The organism is Pontibacillus sp. ALD_SL1 (assembly GCF_017355605.1).
In genome coordinates, this window is record NZ_CP062974.1 from 31,447 (window position 1) to 55,737 (window position 24,291).

At 42.2% G+C, this 24,291-nt stretch carries 24 protein-coding genes, 3 rRNA genes and 1 other RNA gene; 24 read left to right on the forward strand and 4 right to left on the reverse strand.

The genetic code is table 11. From position 1 onward, the window contains the following. Positions 1–23 precede the first annotated feature (23 nt). Together IMZ31_RS00145 and IMZ31_RS00150 are read left to right on the forward strand one after the other, a co-directional pair. Entirely contained in the window at positions 24–539 is a 516-nt protein-coding gene (locus IMZ31_RS00145) for a type 1 glutamine amidotransferase domain-containing protein (protein WP_207530255.1), read from the forward strand. Positions 540–624: 85 nt separating this feature from the next. Continuing rightward, entirely contained in the window at positions 625–1,383 is a 759-nt protein-coding gene (locus IMZ31_RS00150; protein ID WP_207528767.1) for a DUF3891 family protein, read from the forward strand. A 3-nt stretch (positions 1,384–1,386) separates the two neighbouring features. Here IMZ31_RS00150 and IMZ31_RS00155 read toward each other — a convergent pair whose 3' ends face one another. The 3 genes from IMZ31_RS00155 to IMZ31_RS00165 form a co-directional block, all read right to left on the reverse strand. After that, on the reverse strand, positions 1,387–1,968 hold the full coding sequence (locus IMZ31_RS00155) for a DUF421 domain-containing protein (protein WP_207528768.1): 582 nt from the start codon (positions 1,966–1,968) through the stop codon (positions 1,387–1,389). Between the two features lie 204 nt (positions 1,969–2,172). Beyond that, positions 2,173–3,459, reverse strand: coding sequence for a glycoside hydrolase family 18 protein (locus IMZ31_RS00160; RefSeq protein WP_207528769.1), 1,287 nt, complete (start codon positions 3,457–3,459; stop codon positions 2,173–2,175). Between the two features lie 70 nt (positions 3,460–3,529). Beyond that, positions 3,530–4,063, reverse strand: a complete 534-nt coding sequence (locus tag IMZ31_RS00165) for a cysteine hydrolase family protein (RefSeq protein ID WP_207528770.1) — start codon at positions 4,061–4,063, stop codon at positions 3,530–3,532. A 74-nt stretch (positions 4,064–4,137) separates the two neighbouring features. Here IMZ31_RS00165 and tadA point away from each other — a divergent pair, with 74 nt between their 5' ends. The 21 genes from tadA (at position 4,138) to rsmI (ending at position 21,339) form a co-directional block, all read left to right on the forward strand. Continuing rightward, positions 4,138–4,617 carry a tRNA adenosine(34) deaminase TadA gene (gene tadA / locus IMZ31_RS00170; RefSeq protein ID WP_207528771.1) on the forward strand — a complete coding sequence of 160 codons (480 nt, stop codon included), beginning with the start codon at positions 4,138–4,140 and terminating at the stop codon, positions 4,615–4,617. Between the two features lie 107 nt (positions 4,618–4,724). Then, positions 4,725–4,990: signal recognition particle sRNA large type (gene ffs, locus IMZ31_RS00175), an RNA gene on the forward strand. A gap of 156 nt (positions 4,991–5,146) precedes the next feature. After that, positions 5,147–6,847: a DNA polymerase III subunit gamma/tau gene (gene dnaX / locus IMZ31_RS00180; protein ID WP_207528772.1), complete on the forward strand. Its 1,701-nt coding sequence runs from the start codon at positions 5,147–5,149 to the stop codon at positions 6,845–6,847. A gap of 13 nt (positions 6,848–6,860) precedes the next feature. Then, on the forward strand, positions 6,861–7,175 hold the full coding sequence (locus IMZ31_RS00185; protein WP_036780665.1) for a YbaB/EbfC family nucleoid-associated protein: 315 nt from the start codon (positions 6,861–6,863) through the stop codon (positions 7,173–7,175). A gap of 11 nt (positions 7,176–7,186) precedes the next feature. After that, the gene (gene recR, locus IMZ31_RS00190; RefSeq protein WP_036780666.1) at positions 7,187–7,783 is read left to right on the forward strand and encodes a recombination mediator RecR; all 597 of its coding nucleotides are present in this window, start codon (positions 7,187–7,189) and stop codon (positions 7,781–7,783) included. A 13-nt stretch (positions 7,784–7,796) separates the two neighbouring features. Next, positions 7,797–8,015: a YaaL family protein gene (locus tag IMZ31_RS00195; RefSeq protein WP_207528773.1), complete on the forward strand. Its 219-nt coding sequence runs from the start codon at positions 7,797–7,799 to the stop codon at positions 8,013–8,015. Between the two features lie 64 nt (positions 8,016–8,079). After that, positions 8,080–8,343, forward strand: coding sequence for a pro-sigmaK processing inhibitor BofA family protein (locus IMZ31_RS00200; protein ID WP_207528774.1), 264 nt, complete (start codon positions 8,080–8,082; stop codon positions 8,341–8,343). A gap of 453 nt (positions 8,344–8,796) precedes the next feature. Further along, positions 8,797–10,359, forward strand: a 16S ribosomal RNA gene (locus tag IMZ31_RS00205). Positions 10,360–10,572: 213 nt separating this feature from the next. Further along, positions 10,573–13,487, forward strand: a 23S ribosomal RNA gene (locus tag IMZ31_RS00210). Positions 13,488–13,687: 200 nt separating this feature from the next. Next, positions 13,688–13,803: ribosomal RNA gene (rrf, locus tag IMZ31_RS00215) — 5S ribosomal RNA — on the forward strand. The 16S, 23S and 5S rRNA genes sit together here, the layout of an rRNA operon. Positions 13,804–13,939: 136 nt before the next feature. Beyond that, complete coding sequence (locus IMZ31_RS00220) at positions 13,940–14,167, forward strand: sigma factor G inhibitor Gin (RefSeq protein ID WP_207528775.1); 228 nt, start codon at positions 13,940–13,942, stop codon at positions 14,165–14,167. A gap of 79 nt (positions 14,168–14,246) precedes the next feature. After that, positions 14,247–15,698 carry an aminotransferase class I/II-fold pyridoxal phosphate-dependent enzyme gene (locus IMZ31_RS00225; RefSeq protein ID WP_207528776.1) on the forward strand — a complete coding sequence of 484 codons (1,452 nt, stop codon included), beginning with the start codon at positions 14,247–14,249 and terminating at the stop codon, positions 15,696–15,698. Positions 15,699–15,710: 12 nt separating this feature from the next. Next, complete coding sequence (gene tmk, locus IMZ31_RS00230; RefSeq protein WP_207528777.1) at positions 15,711–16,334, forward strand: dTMP kinase; 624 nt, start codon at positions 15,711–15,713, stop codon at positions 16,332–16,334. A 74-nt stretch (positions 16,335–16,408) separates the two neighbouring features. Continuing rightward, complete coding sequence (locus tag IMZ31_RS00235; protein ID WP_188656084.1) at positions 16,409–16,738, forward strand: cyclic-di-AMP receptor; 330 nt, start codon at positions 16,409–16,411, stop codon at positions 16,736–16,738. 17 nt (positions 16,739–16,755) lie between these two features. Then, positions 16,756–17,196 (forward strand): YaaR family protein, encoded by a 441-nt coding sequence (locus IMZ31_RS00240; RefSeq protein WP_188656083.1) that lies wholly within the window; start codon positions 16,756–16,758, stop codon positions 17,194–17,196. A gap of 13 nt (positions 17,197–17,209) precedes the next feature. Continuing rightward, positions 17,210–18,196, forward strand: coding sequence for a DNA polymerase III subunit delta' (gene holB, locus IMZ31_RS00245; protein WP_207528778.1), 987 nt, complete (start codon positions 17,210–17,212; stop codon positions 18,194–18,196). A 4-nt stretch (positions 18,197–18,200) separates the two neighbouring features. Next, complete coding sequence (locus IMZ31_RS00250; RefSeq protein ID WP_207528779.1) at positions 18,201–19,028, forward strand: PSP1 domain-containing protein; 828 nt, start codon at positions 18,201–18,203, stop codon at positions 19,026–19,028. A gap of 16 nt (positions 19,029–19,044) precedes the next feature. Next, positions 19,045–19,392, forward strand: a complete 348-nt coding sequence (gene yabA, locus IMZ31_RS00255) for a DNA replication initiation control protein YabA (RefSeq protein ID WP_036787251.1) — start codon at positions 19,045–19,047, stop codon at positions 19,390–19,392. Between the two features lie 70 nt (positions 19,393–19,462). Next, positions 19,463–20,206: a tRNA1(Val) (adenine(37)-N6)-methyltransferase gene (locus IMZ31_RS00260; RefSeq protein WP_207528780.1), complete on the forward strand. Its 744-nt coding sequence runs from the start codon at positions 19,463–19,465 to the stop codon at positions 20,204–20,206. Further along, on the forward strand, positions 20,196–20,498 hold the full coding sequence (locus tag IMZ31_RS00265) for a GIY-YIG nuclease family protein (RefSeq protein ID WP_207528781.1): 303 nt from the start codon (positions 20,196–20,198) through the stop codon (positions 20,496–20,498). Before IMZ31_RS00260 ends, IMZ31_RS00265 begins: the two co-directional genes overlap by 11 nt. Beyond that, positions 20,467–21,339, forward strand: coding sequence for a 16S rRNA (cytidine(1402)-2'-O)-methyltransferase (gene rsmI, locus IMZ31_RS00270; RefSeq protein ID WP_207528782.1), 873 nt, complete (start codon positions 20,467–20,469; stop codon positions 21,337–21,339). The genes IMZ31_RS00265 and rsmI overlap by 32 nt, the downstream gene beginning before the upstream one ends. A 54-nt stretch (positions 21,340–21,393) precedes the next feature. Here the strand turns inward: rsmI and IMZ31_RS00275 are convergent, their stop codons facing one another. Then, positions 21,394–21,681, reverse strand: a complete 288-nt coding sequence (locus IMZ31_RS00275) for a transition state genes transcriptional regulator AbrB (protein ID WP_371825466.1) — start codon at positions 21,679–21,681, stop codon at positions 21,394–21,396. A gap of 616 nt (positions 21,682–22,297) precedes the next feature. Between IMZ31_RS00275 and metG the strand changes: the two genes are divergently transcribed. After that, positions 22,298–24,259, forward strand: coding sequence for a methionine--tRNA ligase (metG, locus tag IMZ31_RS00280; RefSeq protein ID WP_207528783.1), 1,962 nt, complete (start codon positions 22,298–22,300; stop codon positions 24,257–24,259). Positions 24,260–24,291 lie beyond the last annotated feature (32 nt).

The following is a 24,291-nucleotide window of genomic DNA, read 5'->3' on the forward strand; positions in this document are numbered from 1 at the left end:
CTCAAAGCAAAGGAGAGGAGATCATCATGAGTAAAATTGCATGTGTCGTAACAGAACTTTTTGAAGACGTAGAATACACAGATCCAGTTAAGGCATTTAAAGAAGCTGGTCATGAAGTTGTAACTATTGAGAAACAGAAAGGGAAAACGGTTACTGGTAAGCAAGGAAATGAATCGGTAACAATCGACCAAGGCATTGACGATGTGAAACCTGAAGACTTTGATGCTTTACTTATCCCAGGAGGCTTTTCCCCTGACCAATTGCGTGCGGATGAACGCTTCGTGAAGTTTGCTAAGCATTTCATGGATGAGAAAAAGCCCGTATTTGCCATTTGTCATGGTCCTCAGTTGCTTATTACAGCTAAATCACTAGAAGGACGTACAGCTACAGGCTTTACATCTATTTCTGTAGATATGGAATATGCAGGTGTTCATTACAAAGATGAAGAGGTTGTAGTATGCGGTAACCAGCTTGTTACAAGTCGCCAACCTGATGATATTCCTGCATTTAACCGAGAATCGCTTAAACTATTGGCGTAAAGGTAAGAGTAACTGAATAGAGATATTAAAATCCTGCAACTAAATAGGTTGCAGGATTTTATCTAGTTAAGGAAGAGGGATGAATATGATCGTTGTAAGAGAACCTAATCATATACTATTATTTCAACAGCACCACCACGCTCTTGTGTCAGGGATCATGGCTAAGAAATGGATGGGGAATGAATTCGTGGGTGGAGAACCTAGGAGTGATGTAGAGTATGCAGTCGCCTACCATGATCGTGCTTGGATTCCTTTAGATCAGAAACCTCGTTGGAATAATCATAAACAGCAACCGTATTCTTTCATTGATTTCCCTGAAGAAGAAAAGGTGATTGCGTATCAACGAGGGATTGATGAGGTTGAAGAACACTCTTCTTATGCAGCGGTAATGTGTAGCATGCATTATGCTTCCTTTTACTCGAAAGCTGATACGTTATCAGAATCGGTAAGAGAATTTTTACATAATGAAGAAAGGAGAAGAGAACGCCTCCTTTCCTTTCTTTCAGAAGAAGCTGATAACCTAAAGGAGCATTTAGACTTTCTTCAATTTTGCGATGACCTTTCCTTGTATTGTTGTATGAATCCACCTGGAGTGAAGAAGGAGGACGAGTTATCGTGGTTTCGGGATGGATTCCCCCAGACTTTTTCAATTGCTCCAAACGGCTTAGAGGCAGCATGGGTGGATGGAAAACATATTGCGGTTAAGCCCTTTCCATTTGAGGGCCCTTTTACAGTGTCTATTCCATATAAAAGAGTAAGTGACTCCATTACGGCTGAGTTATGGGAGGACGCCTATACATCAGCCGAATGTCAGGTGAGAACCATTACTTTTATAGAGGGATGAAAATTATTTTAGTTTTGGATCTGAGTGAAGTCTTTTATTCGTCATCTCTTTAAAAATATCGCTATTTGATTGGGGAGATGGGTTTGGCACTTGTTTAAGCATAGAAGGATGTATAAGTCGCTTAAATTCCCCAATGGTTAATGGCTTCTCTTCCTCTTTTAATTCGTATCCTAACTGCCCATTAGGTTCAATTGTTGCTGTTTGTATAGAAGCCAGCTGCGTAATGCCTTGCTGTCGTACGAGCATCTCTAACTGATCGACTGATAAACGGAGTTTTTTTAACTCTTTCATTTGAAGCTGGCCATTTTGAATTACAACCCGGGACTTTCCGGTCACTAACTTCTCCAAGGAGTTAAATTTCAGTTGCAGGTATTCAAGAATAATGAGAAATAGTACAAAAACAGAGGCTGCTACTATAGTTCGCCAAACACTTGTTTCAATTATGGGTTGAATGATGATCGATCCAATTGAAATCATAATAACTGTTTGTGCTAAAGACATTTGAGAAATAGACTTTCTTCCTGCGAACCTCAGTAAACATACCCCAGCTGTTATCATAAGGATAGATTTTAAAATGACAGACATTCAATACCGCTCCTTTCGTACAATGATAGCTTGTGGTAAAGGAGCGGTTTTTAGTACAAGAAGAAAAATAAAAGCAACTGTTTGTTAATGACGCAACTTACGAGTTGAGGCTAAAGATAGGTGATTTTTAGAGTGCAATCAAAAGAGGGGGCGCAAATATAGCGCCCCCTCTCTTCTTAAATTACTTTATTAGGTACAGATACTTTATCGTTTAACCACATCAAATTGACTTTCGATTAACTGCCAGTTTTGAGGGAAAGGAAGGCCTAACTTCCAGTAACTCACGCCCTTTAACCCCAGCTCCTTTACGAGGTCAAACTTCGCTTGAATCGAGCGCGCATCCTCAAACCACACTTCGTGCTTGTTTCCGTTAGCGTCCTTATACGTATAAAATGGAGCTTTAGCTTCTTCATCAAATTGAATTTCTACATTATTTTCTCTAGCCCTTCGGATAGCTTTTTGAGGCGATAGAGCTTCAGCAGGTTCATTCCCTTTCTTATAAGGAAGCGTCCAGTCATATCCGTAGAGATTCTGACCGAGGAAGATTTTTTCTGCTGGCATAACGCTTAAAGCATACTCAACTACGTTTCGTACTGGATCGATTGGAGATACTGGCATAGGTGGACCACCGCTATATCCCCACTCATACGTCATAAGCACGACGAAATCTGCAATTTCGCCATGGGTTTTATAATCATGAGCGCCATACCATGCTCCTGTTTGTTCAGCACTTTTTTTAGGAGCTAATGCTGTTGACATTTGTAATCCTTCTGCAGAGAGACGCTTCTTCGCTTTTCGAAGGAAGTTATTGTAGTCTTCCTTTGTCTCTGGTGGGAGAAACTCAAAATCAAAATGAACGTCCCCAAACCCTTTATCTTTAGCTGTTTGTATAAGATTGCTGAGTAATGTATCTTGTAGTTCTGCATCTGTTACAATGAGGCGTCCTAGTTCTTTGCTGAAACCACCTTCTTCAATATTGTTTACAACAAGCATCATTTCCACATTGTTTTCTTTGGCTATGGAAAAGTAATCATTAAGTGGAGGTTCTATGAGTGAGCCGTCACGGTTAATCTCATAACTAAAAGGTGCTAAGTACGTAAGGGATTTAGCGTGCTCCCTCACATATTCCTCTAATTCAGGTGATACTTTTTCCCCATATGTTTCTGCATAGCCATTAAAGGCGGCTTCTACTTTTGGTTGCGGTGGAATATATAGACGTAAATTTAGAGGGAGAGGTTTATCGACAGGGATATTGTTGATATTGGCTAGTTCCTGGGCTGTTAATCCATACTGTTTCGCAATAGAGAATAGTGAATCCCCTTTTTTTACGAAATAGTAATCGCCTTGAACGGGAATGACCAAAGCTTGCCCAACGACTAAATTATTTGGTGCATCTAGCTCATTTGCTGTTACGATCTCCTCCATTGGAACGCTATACTGATTCGCTATACTATATAGACTTTCGCCTGAAGACACGACATGAATCTGCACACCATTGCCCCCCTTTTTAAATGCTTAACTAATTAAGACTTATGTAAGAAGAGGGGGAAGTATGAGTAGATCATTTCTTGTGAATAGGTGAAATGTCCGCTTTTAAAACATTTTTCATCATTTTTAAAGCGTAGATGTTATCTTCTACGGCATTAGAGGCAATGCAATCAGACGGAACGTGTAGGGTGTATTCTCGCATATAGGCATCATTTGCAGTGAATAAGACGCAAATATTCCCCGCAATACCACTTATAATGAGGTGATTTACATTTAATTCAACCAGAAGAGCTTGCAGAGCTGTTTGATGAAAAGCAGAGTGCTTCGGTTTAATAAGGAAGTAATCAGATTCACTTGGAGCAATTTGTTTAAGAAAAGATTTGTTTTGTTCATTTGTACATTTATCTATAATTCGGTTCAAATCTGCTTGCCACAGTTTGTAATGATCATTTATGTAGATAATAGGAAGGTTGTGCTTGTTGGCGTAAGTTTTTAATCGTAAAATATTTGGTAGCATAGTGTAACACTCTTTTAAAAGCAATGATCCGTGTTGAAAGTCAAAATCATTAATGAAATCAATAAAGAGAATGGCAGTCTTTTTGGTCATATTAGATGAACCTCCCTTTAACTGTTATTCTTTCTAGAGTTTTGAGAATTAAACAAGTAAAGTGAAGTGATAACATGAACGATGTGGCATTTATGGAAATAGCTATAGAAGAAGCCAAGAAAGCAGAACGAAAAGGTGAGGTACCAATTGGTGCTGTAATTGTTAAGGATGGAGAAGTGATTGCTAGAGGGCACAACGTACGAGAAACAGAACAATTAGCTTCTTCCCATGCTGAGTTTATTGCAATTGAAAGAGCTAACCAAGTTGTGGGGAGCTGGCGACTAGAGGAATGCACATTATACGTCACTCTAGAGCCTTGCCCTATGTGTGCAGGAGCCATATTGCAATCTAGAATACCTCGTGTTATCTTTGGGGCATATGATCAAAAAGCAGGTTGTGTAGGTTCACTTATGAACTTGTTGCAAGATGACCGTTTCAATCATACATGTGAAGTGGTATCTGAAGTGCTTCAACCAGAATGCGGTCGCCTTCTGACTGATTTTTTTCGTGAACTGAGAGCGAAGAAGAAACGTTTGAAAAAAGACTTACAATAACTTACAGAACACAAACGGCATTTTTGTTTGCATTTTAAATAAAAAATAGATATACTAATTATTGCGCACTTAAAGAAGAGCGCACGAACAAATTGATAACAAGTTTGCCGTGCTAAGCGGGAAGGTAGCGGTGTCCTGTACTCGCAATCCGCTATAGCGAGGCCGAATTCCCACCCAAGGTGGGGCGGTTTCAAGGTCTGCCTTGAGGGATTGGTGTTGACACCCGGGTCCCGCACAATGGGAACCCGTAAACCCTGTCAGGTCCGGAAGGAAGCAGCAGTAAGCGGTCATTCCCGTGTGTTGCGGGACAGCCCGGGTCGAGCCATGAACTCAAGTAACGCTTGGGGCCGCCTCATCGACGGTGGGTGCACGGCGCCAATACATAAACTCAACTCACCTTTTAATAGGGTGAGTTTTTTATTATAGAAAATTAATAGTAAAGATATAGGTTGGAGGGGGAAATAACTTTTGAAATGCCCCTCTTCATTTAGGTATAATGAGGAAGAAACCATAAAGGAGATTGGGAACAATGAGTTATCAGGCTTTATACCGGGTATGGCGTCCGAAAAACTTTTCTGATGTCGTTGGACAAACACATATTACACGCACATTGCAAAATGCGACTGTCCAGAATAAGTTTTCCCACGCTTATTTGTTCTCAGGACCTCGAGGGACAGGGAAAACCAGTGCAGCTAAAATCTTCGCTAAAACGATAAACTGTGAACGTTCTCCCGTTAAAGAGCCATGCAATGAGTGTTCAGCGTGTTTAGGTATTATGGATGGATCCATATCAGATGTTATTGAAATTGATGCGGCCTCTAATAACGGAGTAGAACAAATACGGGATATACGCGATAAGGTGAAATATGCACCAAGTTCTGTTCCTTATAAAGTTTACATTGTAGATGAGGTACACATGCTCTCTATTGGAGCATTTAATGCCTTGTTAAAAACGTTAGAAGAGCCACCTAAACATGTCATCTTTATACTAGCAACTACAGAACCTCATAAAATCCCTCTCACCATCATATCCAGGTGTCAACGTTTTGATTTCAAACGTATCTCACAGGGAGCCCTTGTGGAGCGGATGGAACACATTGTGAACCAGGAACAAATTGATGTGACGAGAGAAGCATTGGAAGCCGTAGCTCTTTCTGCAGAGGGTGGTATGCGCGATGCGTTAAGCTTACTAGATCAGGCCATCTCATACAGTGAAGCGCAAGTAGGTATAGATGATGTACTGGCCGTAACAGGATCCGTTTCTCAGCAAAAGTTAGCTACTATTGTAGAAACCTTGCAACAGAATGATGTGAAGGAAACTTTACAGCAGGTAGATTCGCTCATCCAAGAGGGGAAAGACCCGGGGCGTTTTATATTTGACCTTATCTACTACTTAAGAGACCTCCTTCTTTATCAAAGTGCACCAGGACTTGAAGATATTCTTGAACGCGCTATACCAGATGAGTCGTTTAAGCAGTTAAGTGGGTCTATTACTTCTGACTGGATTCAACAAACAATATCTGTCCTAAATCAGTGCCAACAAGAGATGAAATGGACAAACAGCCCGAAGGTTTTCATTGAGATCGCTATGTTGAATATTTGTGATATTCAGGGTGTAGCAAAACCAGTAGCTCAACCTCAGTCTTCAATAGAACCAGAATCTGTTCAAAAGCTTCAACAACAAGTTGAGGCATTGGAAAAGCGGTTAGCCAATGTTCAACAGCAACCGACAGCATCCCCTTCTCCTGCGGAACCAAAGCGTCCGCAGCAAAAGGCCAATAGAAAGAATGCTTATAAGATTCCTTTCGAACGAATTCGACACGTTATGAATGAGGCTTCTAAACAAGATTTACAAACGATTAAAAACCAGTGGGCTAACTTCATGGATTCGCTTAGACAGACGAGTCCGCCAGCTCATGCAAGGTTAATGAATAGTACACCAAGAGCTGCATCCGACAATGCAATTGTCTTGTCTTTCAAATATGAAATTCACTGCTCACTTGCACTTGAAAACCAAGCCATTATCCAGCAGCAGTTGCTTGAGTTTATGGGGAAAGAAATTACCATTATTCCAATCCCTGAAACGAATTGGCAAGAGATGCGTGAGGAGTATGTCCAGAAGCAACGTCAACAAGATCAACCAGAAGAGGAATCTCAACAGGATGATCCACTTATAGCTGAAGCGCGTAAGTTAGTTGGCGATGATTTATTAGATATTCAAGAAGACTAAAGGAGGTATTGCCATGAAAGGTAATATGAATAATATGATGAAGCAAATGCAGAAAATGCAAAAGAAAATGATGAAAGCTCAAGAGGAACTACACGAGATGAGCTTCGAAGCTACAGCTGGTGGCGGTGTTGTTAAAGTAGTAGCTAATGGTAAGAAAGAGATTACTGATGTAGAAATCCAAGAAGATGTTGTAGACCCTGATGATGTTGATATGCTACAAGATCTAATCCTTGCAGCTACAAATGATGTATTAAAGCAAGTAGATGATAAAACGAACGATACAATGGGGCAATTTACTAAAGGAATGAATATGCCTGGAATGTTCTAGGAGGAATTAAGATGTACTATCCGGAACCCATCTCCAAATTGATCGATAGTTTTACGAAATTGCCAGGGATTGGGCCCAAGACGGCTGCGCGCCTGGCTTTTTTCGTATTAGAAATGCAAGAAGATGATGTTTTAGACTTTGCTAAAGCATTAGTGAGTGCCAAAAGAGAACTAACTCACTGTTCTACATGTGGTCACATTACCGATCAGGATCCTTGTGCCATTTGTCAAGATGAACAACGCGATTCAAGTGTGATCTGTGTAGTACAAGACCCTAAAGATGTAATTGCTATGGAAAAAATGAAAGAGTTCAGTGGCAGGTATCATGTATTGAATGGGGCGATCTCTCCTATGGATGGAATTGGACCAGAGGATATTAATATCTCGAGTCTAATTAACCGCCTTCAGGATGAAGGAGTCCAAGAACTCATCATTGCTACAAACCCTAATATAGAGGGAGAAGCTACAGCAATGTATATTTCACGCCTAGTAAAACCAGCAGGTATCCGCACTACAAGAATTGCTCACGGATTACCTGTGGGAGGCGATCTTGAATATGCGGATGAAGTCACATTATCTAAGGCATTAGAAGGAAGAAGAGAATTGTAAAAGAGGAGACATCATGTTTAGACGTAAAAGGATCAAGAAAAAAGAATGCGATCAACAGCTTCTGGATCAAATCCAACGTCTCAAGCAAGAATGGGAATCTCTTGAGCGAATAATGGAGCATAGTATTGATGCAAGTGAGAAAGGTATAATGGATTTACATTTAGTAGAAGCGAAGTACTTCTACTTATTAAAAGAAGCAAGGAAAAGAGAAATAAGAGCCATGAATCAATGATTTTGTCATTTCCCCCTGGGTTTGTTCATACATTTAATGTAGGACAGGCAAAGGGGGATTTATTTTGGATACTACAGTCATTATTATAAGCGTAGTTATGATGATCGGTGTCTTGCTGTTAGCGGGTGCTCCTTTAAAACCATTGCGTTTTATAGGAAGTGGAGCAATTAAGGTCGTTATCGGTGTTTTATTCTTATTCTTTTTCAATGTATTTGGTGCTTCTCTGGGAATCCACATTCCTATAAACGTATTCACAGCTTTCGTGTCAGGGTTTCTAGGACTTCCTGGTCTAGCCTCACTTGCTGCAATTCAAATGTTTGTCGTTTAATAGAAAATACTACTAACAAAAGAAAAACCCGCTACGAGCGGGTTTTTCTTGTTTTTATGTACTTTTTTAATAAAAAAACCAAAAAAATATAGAAAAACCATTGCGCTATAAATTACAGCGTGGTATATTTATTTATGTCGCATTGAGAGCGGCAAAACAAAACGATTTCGAAACGCGCAAGTTTCTTATTATACTAGAAACAATCGCCAACTTCTATAAGAAGTTAGAAATCAGGTTAAAAAAGAGAATATAACTTTTTTAAAAAAGTTATTGACTCAAAATTAACCACATGTTAAGATGATTAAGTCGCTGTTAAACGGCGGACAAGTTATACTAACAATTTAAAAGAAACATTTGATCTTTGAAAACTGAACGAAACAACATGTAACGTCAATGTCTTTAAAATATTTTTAAAGCCAGTAATCATTTATTTGATGCTAGGCAAACTCTAACTTTATGGAGAGTTTGATCTTGGCTCAGGACGAACGCTGGCGGCGTGCCTAATACATGCAAGTCGAGCGCGTGAAACAACATGATCCCTTCGGGGTGATTGTTGTGGATCGAGCGGCGGACGGGTGAGTAACACGTGGGCAACCTACCCATGAGATCGGGATAACTCCGGGAAACCGGAGCTAATACCGAATAACCCAGTGAACTGCATGGTTCACTGGTAAAAGGCGGTTTCGGCCGTCACTCATGGATGGGCCCGCGGCGCATTAGCTAGTTGGTAAGGTAACGGCTTACCAAGGCGACGATGCGTAGCCGACCTGAGAGGGTGATCGGCCACACTGGGACTGAGACACGGCCCAGACTCCTACGGGAGGCAGCAGTAGGGAATCTTCCGCAATGGACGAAAGTCTGACGGAGCAACGCCGCGTGAACGATGAAGGTCTTCGGATCGTAAAGTTCTGTTGTTAGGGAAGAACAAGTACCAGAGGAAATGCTGGTACCTTGACGGTACCTAACCAGAAAGCCACGGCTAACTACGTGCCAGCAGCCGCGGTAATACGTAGGTGGCAAGCGTTGTCCGGAATTATTGGGCGTAAAGCGCGCGCAGGCGGTTTCTTAAGTCTGATGTGAAAGCCCACAGCTCAACTGTGGAGGGCCATTGGAAACTGGGGAACTTGAGTACAGAAGAGGAGAGTGGAATTCCACGTGTAGCGGTGAAATGCGTAGATATGTGGAGGAACACCAGTGGCGAAGGCGACTCTCTGGTCTGTAACTGACGCTGAGGCGCGAAAGCGTGGGTAGCAAACAGGATTAGATACCCTGGTAGTCCACGCCGTAAACGTTGAGTGCTAGGTGTTAGGGGGTTTCCGCCCCTTAGTGCTGAAGTTAACGCATTAAGCACTCCGCCTGGGGAGTACGGCCGCAAGGCTGAAACTCAAAAGAATTGACGGGGGCCCGCACAAGCGGTGGAGCATGTGGTTTAATTCGAAGCAACGCGAAGAACCTTACCAGGTCTTGACATCTTCCGCTATCCCTAGAGATAGGGAGTTCCCTTCGGGGACGGAATGACAGGTGGTGCATGGTTGTCGTCAGCTCGTGTCGTGAGATGTTGGGTTAAGTCCCGCAACGAGCGCAACCCCTAATCTTAGTTGCCAGCATTCAGTTGGGCACTCTAAGGTGACTGCCGGTGACAAACCGGAGGAAGGCGGGGATGACGTCAAATCATCATGCCCCTTATGACCTGGGCTACACACGTGCTACAATGGATGGTACAGAGGGCTGCGAGATCGCGAGGTCAAGCAAATCTCAAAAAACCATTCTCAGTTCGGATTGCAGGCTGCAACTCGCCTGTATGAAGCCGGAATCGCTAGTAATCGCAGGTCAGCATACTGCGGTGAATACGTTCCCGGGCCTTGTACACACCGCCCGTCACACCACGAGAGTTGGCAACACCCGAAGTCGGTGAGGTAACCTTTTTGGAGCCAGCCGCCGAAGGTGGGGCCAATGATTGGGGTGAAGTCGTAACAAGGTAGCCGTATCGGAAGGTGCGGCTGGATCACCTCCTTTCTAAGGATATTACGGAACTAGCGAGTCCTTCGGGACTTGCTAGCAGGCACATACTGTGCCATTAAACCATTGACCATGTTTGTTTCGTTCGGTTTTGGAAGCTCAAATGCTTTCAAACAGTACCTTGAAAACTAGATAAGAATTAGACATCAAACCAACGTTAGATTTAACGTAAGCATCATTATGATGCGTCTTTTCACATTGATTTTAGATAGTTAAGTGAATAAGGGCGCACGGTGGATGCCTTGGCACTAGGAGCCGATGAAGGACGGGACTAACACCGATATGCTTCGGGGAGCCGTAAGTAGGCTATGATCCGGAGATTTCCGAATGGGGAAACCCACTACCCGTAATGGGGTAGGATCCTTAACTGAATACATAGGTTAAGGAAGGTAGACTCGGGGAACTGAAACATCTCAGTACCCGAAGGAAGAGAAAGCAAACGCGATTTCCTGAGTAGCGGCGAGCGAAACGGAATTAGCCCAAACCAGAGAGCTTGCTCTCTGGGGTTGTAGGACACTCCATTGGAGTTACAAAGAAACAAGATAGATGAATGATCTGGAACGGTCAGCCGAAGAAGGTAACGGCCCTGTAGTCAAAATCTTGTTTCCTCCGGAGTGGATCCTGAGTACGGCGGAACACGAGGAATTCCGTCGGAATCCGGGAGGACCATCTCCCAAGGCTAAATACTCCCTAGTGACCGATAGTGAACCAGTACCGTGAGGGAAAGGTGAAAAGCACCCCGGGAGGGGAGTGAAATAGAACCTGAAACCGTGTGCCTACAAGTAGTTGGAGCCCGTTAATGGGTGACAGCGTACCTTTTGTAGAATGGACCGGCGAGTTACGATCCCATGCAAGGTTAAGATGAAAAATCGGAGCCGCAGCGAAAGCGAGTCTGAATAGGGCGAAATAGTATGTGGTCGTAGACCCGAAACCGTGTGATCTACCCATGTCCAGGGTGAAGGCCAGGTAACACTGGCTGGAGGCCCGAACCCACGCACGTTGAAAAGTGCGGGGATGAGGTGTGGGTAGCGGTGAAATGCCAATCGAACACGGAGATAGCTGGTTCTCTCCGAAATAGCTTTAGGGCTAGCCTCAAGGTAAGAGTCTTGGAGGTAGAGCACTGATTGGACTAGGGGCCCTCATCGGGTTACCGAATTCAGTCAAACTCCGAATGCCAACGACTCATCCTTGGGAGTCAGACTGCGAGTGATAAGGTCCGTAGTCGAGAGGGGAACAGCCCAGACCACCAGCTAAGGTCCCTAAGTTTATGTTAAGTGGAAAAGGATGTGGAGTTGCTCAGACAACCAGGATGTTGGCTTAGAAGCAGCCATCATTTAAAGAGTGCGTAATAGCTCACTGGTCGAGTGACTCTGCGCCGAAAATGTACCGGGGCTAAACATAACACCGAAGCTGTGGATTGTTCTTACGAACAATGGTAGGAGAGCGTTCTAAGTGCTGTGAAGTCAGACCGTAAGGACTGGTGGAGCGCTTAGAAGTGAGAATGCCGGTATGAGTAGCGAAAGAAGAGTGAGAATCTCTTCCACCGTAAGTCTAAGGTTTCCTGAGGAAGGCTCGTCCGCTCAGGGTTAGTCGGGACCTAAGCCGAGGCCGAAAGGCGTAGGCGATGGATAACAGGTTGATATTCCTGTACCACCTCCTTTCCGTTTGAATGACGGGGGGACGCAGTAGGATAGGGAATCCGCTCCACTGGATGTGAGCGGCCAAGCAGTGAGTGAGATGCATAGGCAAATCCGTGCATCAATCACAAGCTGTGATGGGGAGGGAACTATAGTACCGAAGTTCCTGATTTCACACTGCCAAGAAAAGCCTCTAATGAGGAAAGAGGTGCCCGTACCGCAAACCGACACAGGTAGACGAGGAGAGTATCCTAAGGTGATCGGGAGAACTCTTGTTAAGGAACTCGGCAAAATGACCCCGTAACTTCGGGAGAAGGGGTGCTCCTTCATAGGAGGAGCCGCAGTGAAAAGGCCCAATCGACTGTTTAGCAAAAACACAGGTCTCTGCGAAACCGAAAGGTGAAGTATAGGGGCTGACACCTGCCCGGTGCTGGAAGGTTAAGGGGATGAGTTAGCTTATGCGAAGCTTTGAACCGAAGCCCCAGTAAACGGCGGCCGTAACTATAACGGTCCTAAGGTAGCGAAATTCCTTGTCGGGTAAGTTCCGACCCGCACGAAAGGTGCAACGAATTGGGCACTGTCTCAACAAGAGACCCGGTGAAATTATACTATGCGTGAAGATGCGCATTACCCGCGACAGGACGGAAAGACCCCGTGGAGCTTTACTGTAGCCTGATATTGAATGTTGGTACAGCTTGTACAGGATAGGTGGGAGCCGTCGATACCGGAGCGCTAGCTTCGGTGGAGGCATCCGTGGGATACCACCCTGGCTGTATTGACATTCTAACCCAGGACCGTGATCCGGTCCGGAGACAGTGTCAGGTGGGCAGTTTGACTGGGGCGGTCGCCTCCCAAAAAGTAACGGAGGCGCCCAAAGGTTCCCTCAGAATGGTTGGAAATCATTCGCAGAGTGCAAAGGCACAAGGGAGCTTGACTGCGAGACCTACAAGTCGAGCAGGGACGAAAGTCGGGCTTAGTGATCCGGCGGTGCCGCATGGAAGGGCCGTCGCTCAACGGATAAAAGCTACCCCGGGGATAACAGGCTTATCTCCCCCAAGAGTCCACATCGACGGGGAGGTTTGGCACCTCGATGTCGGCTCATCGCATCCTGGGGCTGTAGTCGGTCCCAAGGGTTGGGCTGTTCGCCCATTAAAGCGGTACGCGAGCTGGGTTCAGAACGTCGTGAGACAGTTCGGTCCCTATCCGTCGTGGGCGTTGGAAATTTGAGGAGAGCTGTCCTTAGTACGAGAGGACCGGGATGGACGCACCGCTGGTGCACCAGTTGTTCCGCCAGGAGCACAGCTGGGTAGCTACGTGCGGAAGGGATAAGTGCTGAAAGCATCTAAGCATGAAGCCCACTTCAAGATGAGATTTCCCATCACTTCGAGTGAGTAAGATTCCTTGTAGACGACAAGGTTGATAGGTCGGAGGTGGAAGCGTGGTGACACGTGCAGCTGACCGATACTAATAAATCGAGGGCTTATCTATCTAAAGCGCAAACGACCGCTTAGACCCGTACGGATAAGACAGCTTCTTGGAAAAGGCGATTAGCCTTTGGAAAGAAGATGACTTATACGCTAGGGTCTGGGAGTTGGAGCTGGAAGTCAGCTCAAGCGCATACACGTGATCAGGCACGATGTCTTAATTCTTATCTAGTTTTGAAGGTACTCCTTCAACAAAAACAATAGTATGGCGGTTTTGGCGAAGAGGTCACACCTGTTCCCATGCCGAACACAGAAGTTAAGCTCTTCAGCGCCGATGGTAGTCGGGGTTTCACCCCCGCAAGAGTAGGACGCCGCCATGCAACGTAACCTCAAAGGATCATATCCTTTGAGGTTTTTTGTGCAGAGAAATAGTAAACGTACAAACACGAAACACCCTCTTCTGTCGTACATTATCAAACACATAGATTTATTTACGCTTTGTATAAAAAAAGCTACATGGGAAACAATACTAGTACGGAGGTGGAGAATGTGAGGAAAGAACAATCAATCTATGAAACTTGTGGAGTGTGTGATTGCAAAAGAGAGCATGGGATCCACTTATACAACCTATTTATATGTAGGGATTGTGAAAAGGAAATCATCCAAACGGCACCGGAAGATCAGCAGTATCATTATTTCTTAAAGAAACTAAAGAATATAACCCAAACGAAGCAATATTCATAGTATAGTGATAAAAGGTGTGTAAAAGGGAACGTTTTTCCTTTTTAGCACCTTTTTTTATACATATAACAGGAGGATTATTATGTCGCAATCACAAACCCCTTTGTATTCAGCATTAATCGAAATGACTATAGCACCTCATTTTTCTATGCATGTTCCGGGTCATAAGAGTGGAACTGTATTTCCACAAATCGGTAAGCAATTATTTAAGGACATATTATCGATTGATATGACAGAAATTACAGGCCTGGATGATCTCCATCAACCAGAGGGGATCATTGAGGAAGCACAACTATTAGCTGCTGAGTGGTTTAAGACTAGAGCTTCATACTTTTTAGTTGGGGGCAGTACTTCAGGAAACCTCGCTATGATTCTAGCAACTCAAAAGAAAGGGAGACCTTTTCTTGTGCAACGTAACAGTCATAAATCCATTATACATGCATTAGAACTGTCAGGATCTAAACCTGTTTTTCTTTCCCCTCACTATGAAGAGAAATATGAACGCTTTACAGGTGTTCATAAAGACGATATAAAGAAGGCGCTTAAAATGCACCCTAGTATTTCTGGGATTATCTTAACGTACCCTGATTATTATGGACGTACGACTCCCTTGAAAGAAATTATTGATCTTGCTCACTCTTACAACGTACCCGTTTTAGTTGATGAGGCTCATGGTGTACACTTTTCATTAAATTATCCTTTATTACCTAAGTCTGCTCTGTCTTTGGGGGCTGACGTAGTGGTGCAATCCGCTCATAAAATGGCGCCGGCTATGACAATGGGAGCATATCTTCATATAAATTCCGATCGGGTAGATCCGAGGCAAATTACTCACTATTTACAGGTTTTTCAATCAAGTAGTCCGTCGTATCCAATATTAGCTTCATTAGATTTAGCTAGACACTTTTTGGCAAACTATTCTAAAGAGGATCTTCAAACAAGTATAGACTGGATTACTAAACTGCGTTCATCTTTGTCTAATGGTTTGTTATGGACACTTGTGCCTTTAGAAGAGGGAGTAGATGATCCGTTTAAGCTAACCCTCCGTATTGTAGACCATATCGACTCACAGATCGTCGCTTCTTATTTAGAGAAGGAGGGTCTTTATCCTGAACTAGTAGATAATCAACACATTTTATTTACGCTAGCACTAACTCCTAATTATTCAATATATCAACTAAAGAGTATATTTGAAAAAGTAGAGTCTAAATTAAAAACCAAGTCAGAATTTAACCGTGCTACAATGGAGGAAGATACTTCTCCCGTTTTTAATACGGTTCAGCCGAACCCTTATTCATACTATGAATTAGATAGCATGAATCGAGAGTTTGTGTACTGGCAAGAGAGCATTGGACGAGTAGCAAGCGCTTCTGTTACTCCATATCCCCCTGGGATTCCATTAATTATGAAGGGAGAGCGCATTCAAAGAGAACACATAGATCGGATTGTGGAGTTACTGAAGAAAGACAAACATATTCAAACGAAAGAACCTTTTTATGAGAAAGGGATGCACGTTTATATAGAAAGAGAATAAAGGAGAATGAATGTGGAAGGAACATTTATTACATTTGAAGGTGGAGAGGGAGCTGGCAAATCAACAGTATTGAAAGCCGTAGGTGAACGCCTCCTTAATGAAGGACATGACGTTGTGATGACCAGAGAACCAGGAGGAATTGATATTGCTGAAAAAATTCGCCAAGTCATACTCAATCCGACACACACCTCGATGGATGGACGAACAGAAGCTTTATTATATGCAGCTGCTAGAAGACAGCATCTTGTAGAAAAGGTTATACCAGCCTTGGAAGAAGGCAAGATCGTACTTTGTGATCGTTTTATTGATAGCAGCCTAGCTTACCAAGGCCATGCAAGAGGGTTAGGGATGGAAGAAGTGCTACGTATCAATGAATTTGCTATCGAGGGGTACATGCCTCATTTGACGTTATTTTTTGATATTTCACCTGAAAGAGGATTAGAGCGGATTGATCAGAATAAAGGTAGAGAACAAAACCGTTTAGATTTAGAACACATCAAATTCCATCATACGGTCTATGAAGCTTACCAGTGGCTAATTCATAAGTTTCCGAATCGAATTCAAACTATAGATGCAGACCATACGTTAGAGGTCGTTATAGAAGATGCATTTCGAAAAGTTTCTTCCGCTATTTAACAGATGGTCTTCGTAACTTGATAAATTCTTGTTATAATAAGGTACAAATGGGTTTTAATAAGGAGGATATCGTCATGAAAATGATTGTGGCGGTTATACAAGATAAAGATAGCAATCGGTTAACGAACGCATTAGCTGATCATCAGTATAAAACGACCAAATTATCCACTACGGGTGGCTTTCTAAAAGAAGGCAATACAACTTTAATGATTGGCTGCGAGGATCATCATGTTGATGGTGTACTAGATATTATTCGTGATAATTGTAGTCAACGTGAACAAATGGTTGCACCTATTTCCCCTATGGGGGGGAATGCAGATTCCTATATACCGAAGCCTGTTAAGGTGGAAGTAGGCGGAGCTACTGTTTTCGTGCTGCCTGTGGAATCTTTCTTTCAATTTTAGCATAGGGGGATGATGGTATGAAGATCGGTCAAGACTTAAGGTCACAGCTTGATTCAGCTCAAAAAAATATAAGGCCGAATTCTACTGGCCCCCAAGGTTTTGGTCAGATGGTACAATCTGAATCACAAAAGATGCGTCAGCAGGAATTGCATCGCCTTATGGGAGATATTACGAAACAAGGAGAGAAAGTTGCTCGCTTTCGTTCTTTCAAAGATTTAGCCAAGTATAAGCGACTTGTAAAATCATTTGTACAAGAATCTGTTCAGTATGGGATGGACTTAAAACAATCCCATAGTTGGAGTATGGACGGTCAGAGCCGAAAACTCACAATTGTGCAGTCTGTAGATGATAAGTTAGCGGAATTAACCGATGAAGTCATGAATCAAGAAAAGAAATCCATTGATGTATTAGGCATTATTGGAGAAATAAAAGGACTATTAGTGAACTTATATATGTAAGGTAGTGACAGTAATGAACAAGTGGGCCGATATGATCGAAATTCAGCCTATGGTTACAAAAATGTTAACCAATAGTATTCAAAAAGATCGCATCTCTCACGCTTATTTATTTCAAGGCTCAAAGGGGACGGGGAAGCTAGCAATGAGTTTATTATTTGCAAAAAGCTTCTTCTGTCGCTTTCGGGAAGGCGTGGAACCTTGCCAGACCTGTAAAGATTGTATCCGAATTGACTCTGGTAATCATCCTGATGTACACGTTATTCAGCCAGAAGGACAATCAATAAAGAAAGAACAAATTCTTCATTTACAAAAAGAGTTCACCTATACTGGATTAGAGTCAAATCAAAAGGTATACATTGTAGAAGATGCAGATAAAATGACAGCTAATGCCTCTAATAGATTATTGAAGTTTCTAGAAGAACCAAATCGTCAAACGGTAGCAATGCTCTTAACAGAGAACGGGCAAGCACTTCTAGACACAATTCGCTCTAGGTGTCAGATTATGGCGTTTCAGCCGCTCAATACAGAAAATGTGACAAAGCGCTTGATTGAAGAGGGTGTTTCGGAGTCTTCAGCTCGTTTATTAAGTGCCTTAACGAATAATATAGATGGTGCGCTTGAGATGAATCGTGATGACTGGTTTGCGAACGCGAGAAAGTTAGTGATACAATTAATTGAAGTCCTTCAGGAAAAACCCAGTGAGGCTTTATTATTCGTGAACAATCAATGGATGCCTCATTTTAAAGACCGAGATGCTTTGAACCAAGGTTTAGATCTTCTTTCCTTATGGTTTAAGGATTTAGTGTACGAACATGTCGGTATGGAGTCATCTATTGTTTTTATTACAGAAAGGGAGCGCATTCGTACAAGCTCCTATACATGGTCCAAGCAATTTGCAACAAATGCTCTGACCCATATTTTAGAGGCAAAACGTAAGCTAATCTCAAATGTTCACCCAACCCTGGTGATGGAACAACTCACGCTTCAAATACAGAGGTGATTGAATGGTTGAAGTAGTTGGTGTACGTTTCAAACAGGCGGGAAAGATTTATTATTTCGATCCGGATACTTACCAAATTACAGACGACGATTATGTAATAGTTGAAACCGTACGAGGCATTGAGTTCGGTAAAGTTGTGATTTCGAGTAAACAAGTGGATGAAGAAGATATTGTCTTACCGCTTAAGAAAGTCATCCGAATTGCGGATGAAAAAGATAAGTTAGTTGTAACAGAGAACAAACAGAATGCGAAAGAAGCATTTAACGTTTGTGCTGATAAGATTATACAACATAAGCTAGATATGAAGCTTGTTGATGTGGAATATACATTTGATCGAAATAAAGTAATCTTCTATTTTACGGCTGACGGTCGTGTAGACTTCCGTAATCTTGTTAAAGATCTGGCATCTGTGTTTAAAACACGGATTGAGTTGCGTCAAATCGGCGTACGTGACGAGGCGAAAATGTTAGGTGGCATAGGTCCATGTGGCCGAATGTTGTGTTGTTCTACCTTTTTGGGGGATTTTGAACCGGTTTCCATAAAGATGGCTAAAGATCAAAATCTATCGCTTAATCCTGCGAAAATTTCAGGCTTATGTGGTCGCCTTATGTGCTGTTTGAAATATGAGAACGATGATTATGAAACAGCCAAAAAAGAACTTCCGGATATTGGAGAAGATATCAGGACACCACAAGGCCCCGGCAAGGTCGTTGGCTTAAACATCCTTGAACGTGTCATTCAAATAGAAATCCCTGATCAAGAACGAGTTATTGAATATACACTAGAAGAACTCATTCAAGAAGGTGCAGTACCAACGCAAGCCACAGAATAATGGGGTGGATGTAAGCGTGAATAAAAAAGAAATTTTTGAACAAGTATCACATATGGAAGAGCAAATCGGACAACTCTATCAACAATTAGGGGATCTTAAAAAGCAACTGGTGGAGCTGTTGGAAGAGAATCAACATCTATCCGTAGAGAACCACCACCTAAGGCAACGTCTTGAGCAAGATCATGAACATTCTGAACAAAGCGAGTCAAAACAATCCGAAGCAAAGGGAGCTTTGGTTGGTGAAGGATATGATAATCTCGCTCGTTTGTACGAAGAGGGATTCCATATCTGCAACCTCCATTTTGGGAGTCCCAGGGATGAAGATTGCTTATTTTGCCTATCATTTTTAAATAAAAAGAAGTAATGTTAGAGGCTGTTCCATATGGACAGCCTCTCTATTTATCTTTACGGATGAATGAGGGAGTGAATGATCCATGGTAGAATTACATGGAGACGAGAGAATCGACTATTTATTAGCAGAAGAAAACCTACGTATAATTCAAAGCACTAGTGTTTTCGCCTTTTCATTGGATGCTGTTTTACTGGCTAAATTTACGTACGTTCCTATTAAAAGAGGAAATATATTGGACTTATGTACAGGCAATGGGGTTATCCCATTCTTTCTAAGTAATCGTTCAAGGGCTAGTATTACAGGTGTGGAATTACAAGAGCGTTTATATGACATGGCGCTGCGAAATACGAAACTGAATGAGTTAGAAGATCAAGTTCAATTCATTCATGGCGATCTAAAAGACATGCCGAAGACATTAGGAAACGGGAAATTCGATTTAGTTACTTGCAACCCTCCTTATTTCCCTACCCCAAAAGAGGATTATAAGAATGAAAATGAACACTTAGCGATTGCTCGCCATGAGATTTATTGTACATTAGAGGATGTCGTATGGTCTTGCAGCCGCTTAACGAAATCAGGAGGAAAGGTCTCAATGGTCCATCGCCCGGGTCGTCTCCCAGACCTTATCACTCTTTTCCGAAAATATCAGGTAGAACCTAAGCGCATGCAGCTTGTGTACCCTAAGCCTGGGAAAGAGGCGAATATGGTTTTGATTGAAGGTACACGAGATGGGAAACCAGATCTCAAAGTCCTCCCTCCTCTTTATATTTATCAAGAAAATGGGCTTTATTCTGACGAGATGAGGAACCTTCTCTATGGAAACTGATGAACACGTGGTGTACATGCTTCGATGTAAGGATGCTACAATCTACACAGGGTACACGAATGACTTAGTGAAACGCTTGAGTATGCATGAATCTGGGAAAGGGGCGAAATATACAAGAGGTAGAGGCCCGTTTACTCTCGTTTATTGTGCTCATTACTCAACCAAGCGTGAAGCAATGCAAGAAGAATATCGAATTAAACGACTAACGCGTTCCCAAAAGGAGCGTCTTATTCATTCAGGTCAGAAAGGTATGGCAAATCATGAAGATTCAAAAAAGCTTCCAAACTCGTGAAGATCATCTGGGCGAATTGTACATTGTCCCAACACCAATTGGAAATTTAGAAGACATTACCTACAGGGCTTTACGTATTTTAAGTGAAGTGGATGAAATAGCAGCTGAAGATACAAGGCAGACGAAGAAGTTATTAACGCACTTTGATTTGCATACGCCTTTAACTAGTTATCATGAACATAATAAACATAACCGGGAAGATTACTTATTACATGCTTTACAAAGCGGAAAAAAAATAGCCGTTGTAAGTGATGCAGGCATGCCCGGGGTATCTGATCCTGGTTTTGAGATTGTAAAGCGTGCAATTGAAGAAGAAATATCAGTCGTTGTGCTACCCGGTGCTAATGCTGCGCTCTGTGCCCTGGTAGGTTCTGGGTTAGACACGACACGATTTTCTTTTCATGGTTTTTTGCCTCGTAAGAAGAAGGAGCGTAAAGAAGAACTTGAGAGGTTAAGTAAAGATTCAGGTACATTGGTATTTTACGAATCACCTCATCGGTTAAAGGAAATGCTAAAGGCTTTACATGATGGGTTCGGTAATCGCCAAGTTGTATTAGCTCGTGAACTGACTAAGAAATATGAGGAATATATCAGGGGAACAGCTTCTGAGGTCTTAGAATGGGCACATACAGAGCAAGTGCGTGGAGAATTTTGTATCATTGTAGAAGGCAGGCAGAGTCAAGAAGAAGAGAGTGAGTCGAACTGGTGGGATGAGCTATCTCTTGTAGAGCATGTAGAGCATTATATTGAACGAGGCCAATCGTCAAAAGATGCAATTAAACAAGTTTCTGTTGATCGAAAGATATCTAAAAGAGAGGTTTACCAAGCCTATCATACGTAATAAAAAAACCCCCGCTTAATGCGGGGGTTTGTCGTCTCTTTTTTTATCTCTTTATTAGTCTACTTTGTTATTTAAGCTATTTTGAATTTCGCCCATTAATTCTTTTGCACCTTCTGGGCTAAGAACTAATTTGCCATTCGCAAGGCTCATGTTGTTCTCAGAAACCTCACCTGTAACATGACAAGTCATGTTTGGCTTATATTTCTTTAGTACGATGCGGTCGTCATCTACATAGATTTCAAGAGCATCTTTTTCATTGATTCCAAGAGTACGGCGTAATTCGATTGGAATTACTACGCGTCCCAGTTCGTCTACCTTACGTACAATACCAGTTGATTTCATGTGTATTGCTCCTCTCACTCAAAAATATTTTCTTTATCTTCGTCATGTTTCGACATTCTATACCTCATATAGTACCAGTGTTTCCCATGGATGTCAATTCTTTTATTTGTCAAATCCAACAAGAAATTAACAAATATAAAGCAGGTGAATTACGGTTCAGGAGAAAATTCCTAAAGCTGTTATTGTCTCTTAACTTTTTCAATTAAAAGGAAATGCTTTCGCATACAGCTATTACATTTTTTCGACATTATCCGACTTTTTAGGGGGGGTGAAATCAAAAAGATGTAACTAAAAATTCACCTCCTTTAAGTAGGGTAGAAGAATGAACTTATAGTAACTATACCCAGCTAAATTTCTCTCAACCGAAATGTTCTTGTATTTAAATAAAAATTTTATAAGTGAGAGCGCGGTAAATAAGTGCATTACTTACCTGAAGCCTTTGATTAAAGTTCATCTCTTGATTTAATAAGCATTGATTTTGTATAGTTTTTTGTTAGGAATGGAAATAATGCTTATGAACCGATAAAATAGAGGGGATGCATGAACTAGATACTAAAAGTGATTACTCTCGTTAGTTAGAGAGTTGTATTACATATATTTAATAGGAGGGAATTCCATGACGGAAGAAAATAAGACCTTTTATATCACCACACCGATCTACTATCCTAGTGGGAATCTGCATATCGGTCACGCCTACACTACAGTAGCTGGTGATGCGATTGCGCGTTATAAACGATTACAAGGTTACGATGTTATGTACTTAACCGGTACTGACGAACATGGGCAAAAAATTCAACGAAAAGCTGATGAACAAGGAGTGACTCCACAAGCTTACGTAGACGATATTGTAAGCGGGATTCAGAGTTTGTGGGATAAGATGGATATCTCTATTGATGATTTTATTCGAACAACGGAGAAACGCCACACAGATGTGGTTGAAAAGATTTTCAACCGCCTTCTTGAGAAGGGGGATATCTACCTTGATGAATATGAAGGCTGGTATTGTACATCTTGTGAATCATTCTTTACGGAGCGTCAGTTAGATGATGGCCATTGTCCTGATTGCGGGAATAAAGTAGAGAAAGTAAAAGAAGAATCCTATTTCTTCAAAATGAGTAAATACGTTGATGACTTATTAAAATTTTACGAAGATAACCCTCATTTCATTCAGCCTGAGAGCAGAAAGAATGAAATGATTAATAACTTTATTAAGCCAGGTCTTGAAGATTTAGCGATTTCTCGTACAACCTTCGACTGGGGGGTTAAAGTACCAGGAGATCCAAAGCACGTCATCTATGTTTGGATTGATGCTCTAAGCAACTATATTACTGCATTAGGCTACGGAACAGACAATGATCAACGCTATCAAAAATACTGGCCAGCTAATGTCCACTTAATGAGTAAGGAAATTGTTCGTTTCCACACCATTTACTGGCCAATTATGTTAATGGCTCTTGATCTGCCGTTACCAAAGCAGGTATTCGCTCACGGTTGGATCCTTATGAAGGATGGGAAGATGTCTAAGTCAAAAGGGAACGTAGTAGACCCTGTTGATTTAATCGATCGTTATGGTTTAGATTCCCTACGTTACTACTTGCTTCGTGAAGTGCCATTTGGTTCAGATGGAGTCTTTACACCAGAAGGGTTTGTAGAACGTACAAACTATGATCTAGCAAATGACCTTGGTAACCTTCTGAACCGTACAGTTGCTATGATTAGTAAATACTTTGATGGGGAAATTCCAGCGTTCCGTACTAGCGAAGAAGATGTTGACGTTGAGTTAGAGACTTTCGCTAAGGAAACAAGGGAGAAAGTTGAGCATGCGATGGATCATATGGAATTCTCTGTTGCCCTTTCAAACCTATGGGCGTTTGTCAGCCGTACGAATAAGTACATTGATGAGACAACACCTTGGGTCCTTGCGAAAGATGAGGCTAAGAAAGATCGTTTAGGTAACGTGATGGCTCATTTAGCCGAATCTCTGCGCCACATTGCAGTTATGCTGCAACCGTTCATGACGAGAACACCTAAGCTTATGTTAGAGCAATTAGGTATTGAAGATGATCGCTTTGCAGAATGGGGAAGCCTAGATAACCTTGGCATGATTCCAGCAGGAACGAAAGTGCAAAAAGGTCAGCCAATCTTCCCTCGTCTTGAGACAGAAGAAGAAACGCAAATCATTAAGAATATGATGAAAGGCGGCACTCCTGCTCCTGAAGAGGAAGTGAAAGAGGAATCAGAAGAAGGAGCCGAAGAAATTGGCATCGATGATTTCTTAAAAGTTGATTTACGAGTCGCTGAAGTTGTAGAGGCGGATAAGCATCCTAAAGCAGACAAACTACTTCGTTTACAGCTTGATCTAGGGAAAGAGCAACGCCAGGTGGTTTCTGGAATAGCAAAGCATTATGCTCCTGAAGATTTAATTGGAAGAAAGGTGATCTGTGTAACGAACCTTAAACCTGTGAAGTTACGTGGAGAACTATCCCAAGGCATGGTGTTAGCTGGAGAAGACGAAGAAGGAACACTATCTCTTGCATCAGTTGATCAAAACCTTCCGAACGGAACACAAGTTAAATAAAATGAAGGGTACTCTATGGTATAGAGTACCCT

Bases quoted from the DNA above. Each gene is read 5' to 3' on its own strand.
- recR (WP_036780666.1), top strand. From the start codon at position 7,187: ATGTACTATCCGGAACCCATCTCCAAATTGATCGATAGTTTTACGAAA.
- IMZ31_RS00225 (WP_207528776.1), top strand. From the start codon at position 14,247: ATGTCGCAATCACAAACCCCTTTGTATTCAGCATTAATCGAAATGACT.
- IMZ31_RS00185 (WP_036780665.1), top strand. From the start codon at position 6,861: ATGAAAGGTAATATGAATAATATGATGAAGCAAATGCAGAAAATGCAA.
- IMZ31_RS00235 (WP_188656084.1), top strand. From the start codon at position 16,409: ATGAAAATGATTGTGGCGGTTATACAAGATAAAGATAGCAATCGGTTA.
- metG (WP_207528783.1), top strand. From the start codon at position 22,298: ATGACGGAAGAAAATAAGACCTTTTATATCACCACACCGATCTACTAT.
- IMZ31_RS00165 (WP_207528770.1), bottom strand. From the start codon at position 4,063: ATGACCAAAAAGACTGCCATTCTCTTTATTGATTTCATTAATGATTTT.
- dnaX (WP_207528772.1), top strand. From the start codon at position 5,147: ATGAGTTATCAGGCTTTATACCGGGTATGGCGTCCGAAAAACTTTTCT.
- IMZ31_RS00265 (WP_207528781.1), top strand. From the start codon at position 20,196: ATGGAAACTGATGAACACGTGGTGTACATGCTTCGATGTAAGGATGCT.
- IMZ31_RS00220 (WP_207528775.1), top strand. From the start codon at position 13,940: ATGGGAAACAATACTAGTACGGAGGTGGAGAATGTGAGGAAAGAACAA.
- tadA (WP_207528771.1), top strand. From the start codon at position 4,138: ATGAACGATGTGGCATTTATGGAAATAGCTATAGAAGAAGCCAAGAAA.
- IMZ31_RS00240 (WP_188656083.1), top strand. From the start codon at position 16,756: ATGAAGATCGGTCAAGACTTAAGGTCACAGCTTGATTCAGCTCAAAAA.
- IMZ31_RS00195 (WP_207528773.1), top strand. From the start codon at position 7,797: ATGTTTAGACGTAAAAGGATCAAGAAAAAAGAATGCGATCAACAGCTT.
- IMZ31_RS00260 (WP_207528780.1), top strand. From the start codon at position 19,463: ATGGTAGAATTACATGGAGACGAGAGAATCGACTATTTATTAGCAGAA.
- IMZ31_RS00250 (WP_207528779.1), top strand. From the start codon at position 18,201: ATGGTTGAAGTAGTTGGTGTACGTTTCAAACAGGCGGGAAAGATTTAT.
- IMZ31_RS00155 (WP_207528768.1), bottom strand. From the start codon at position 1,968: ATGTCTGTCATTTTAAAATCTATCCTTATGATAACAGCTGGGGTATGT.
- IMZ31_RS00275 (WP_371825466.1), bottom strand. From the start codon at position 21,681: ATGAAATCAACTGGTATTGTACGTAAGGTAGACGAACTGGGACGCGTA.
- rsmI (WP_207528782.1), top strand. From the start codon at position 20,467: ATGAAGATTCAAAAAAGCTTCCAAACTCGTGAAGATCATCTGGGCGAA.
- IMZ31_RS00150 (WP_207528767.1), top strand. From the start codon at position 625: ATGATCGTTGTAAGAGAACCTAATCATATACTATTATTTCAACAGCAC.
- holB (WP_207528778.1), top strand. From the start codon at position 17,210: ATGAACAAGTGGGCCGATATGATCGAAATTCAGCCTATGGTTACAAAA.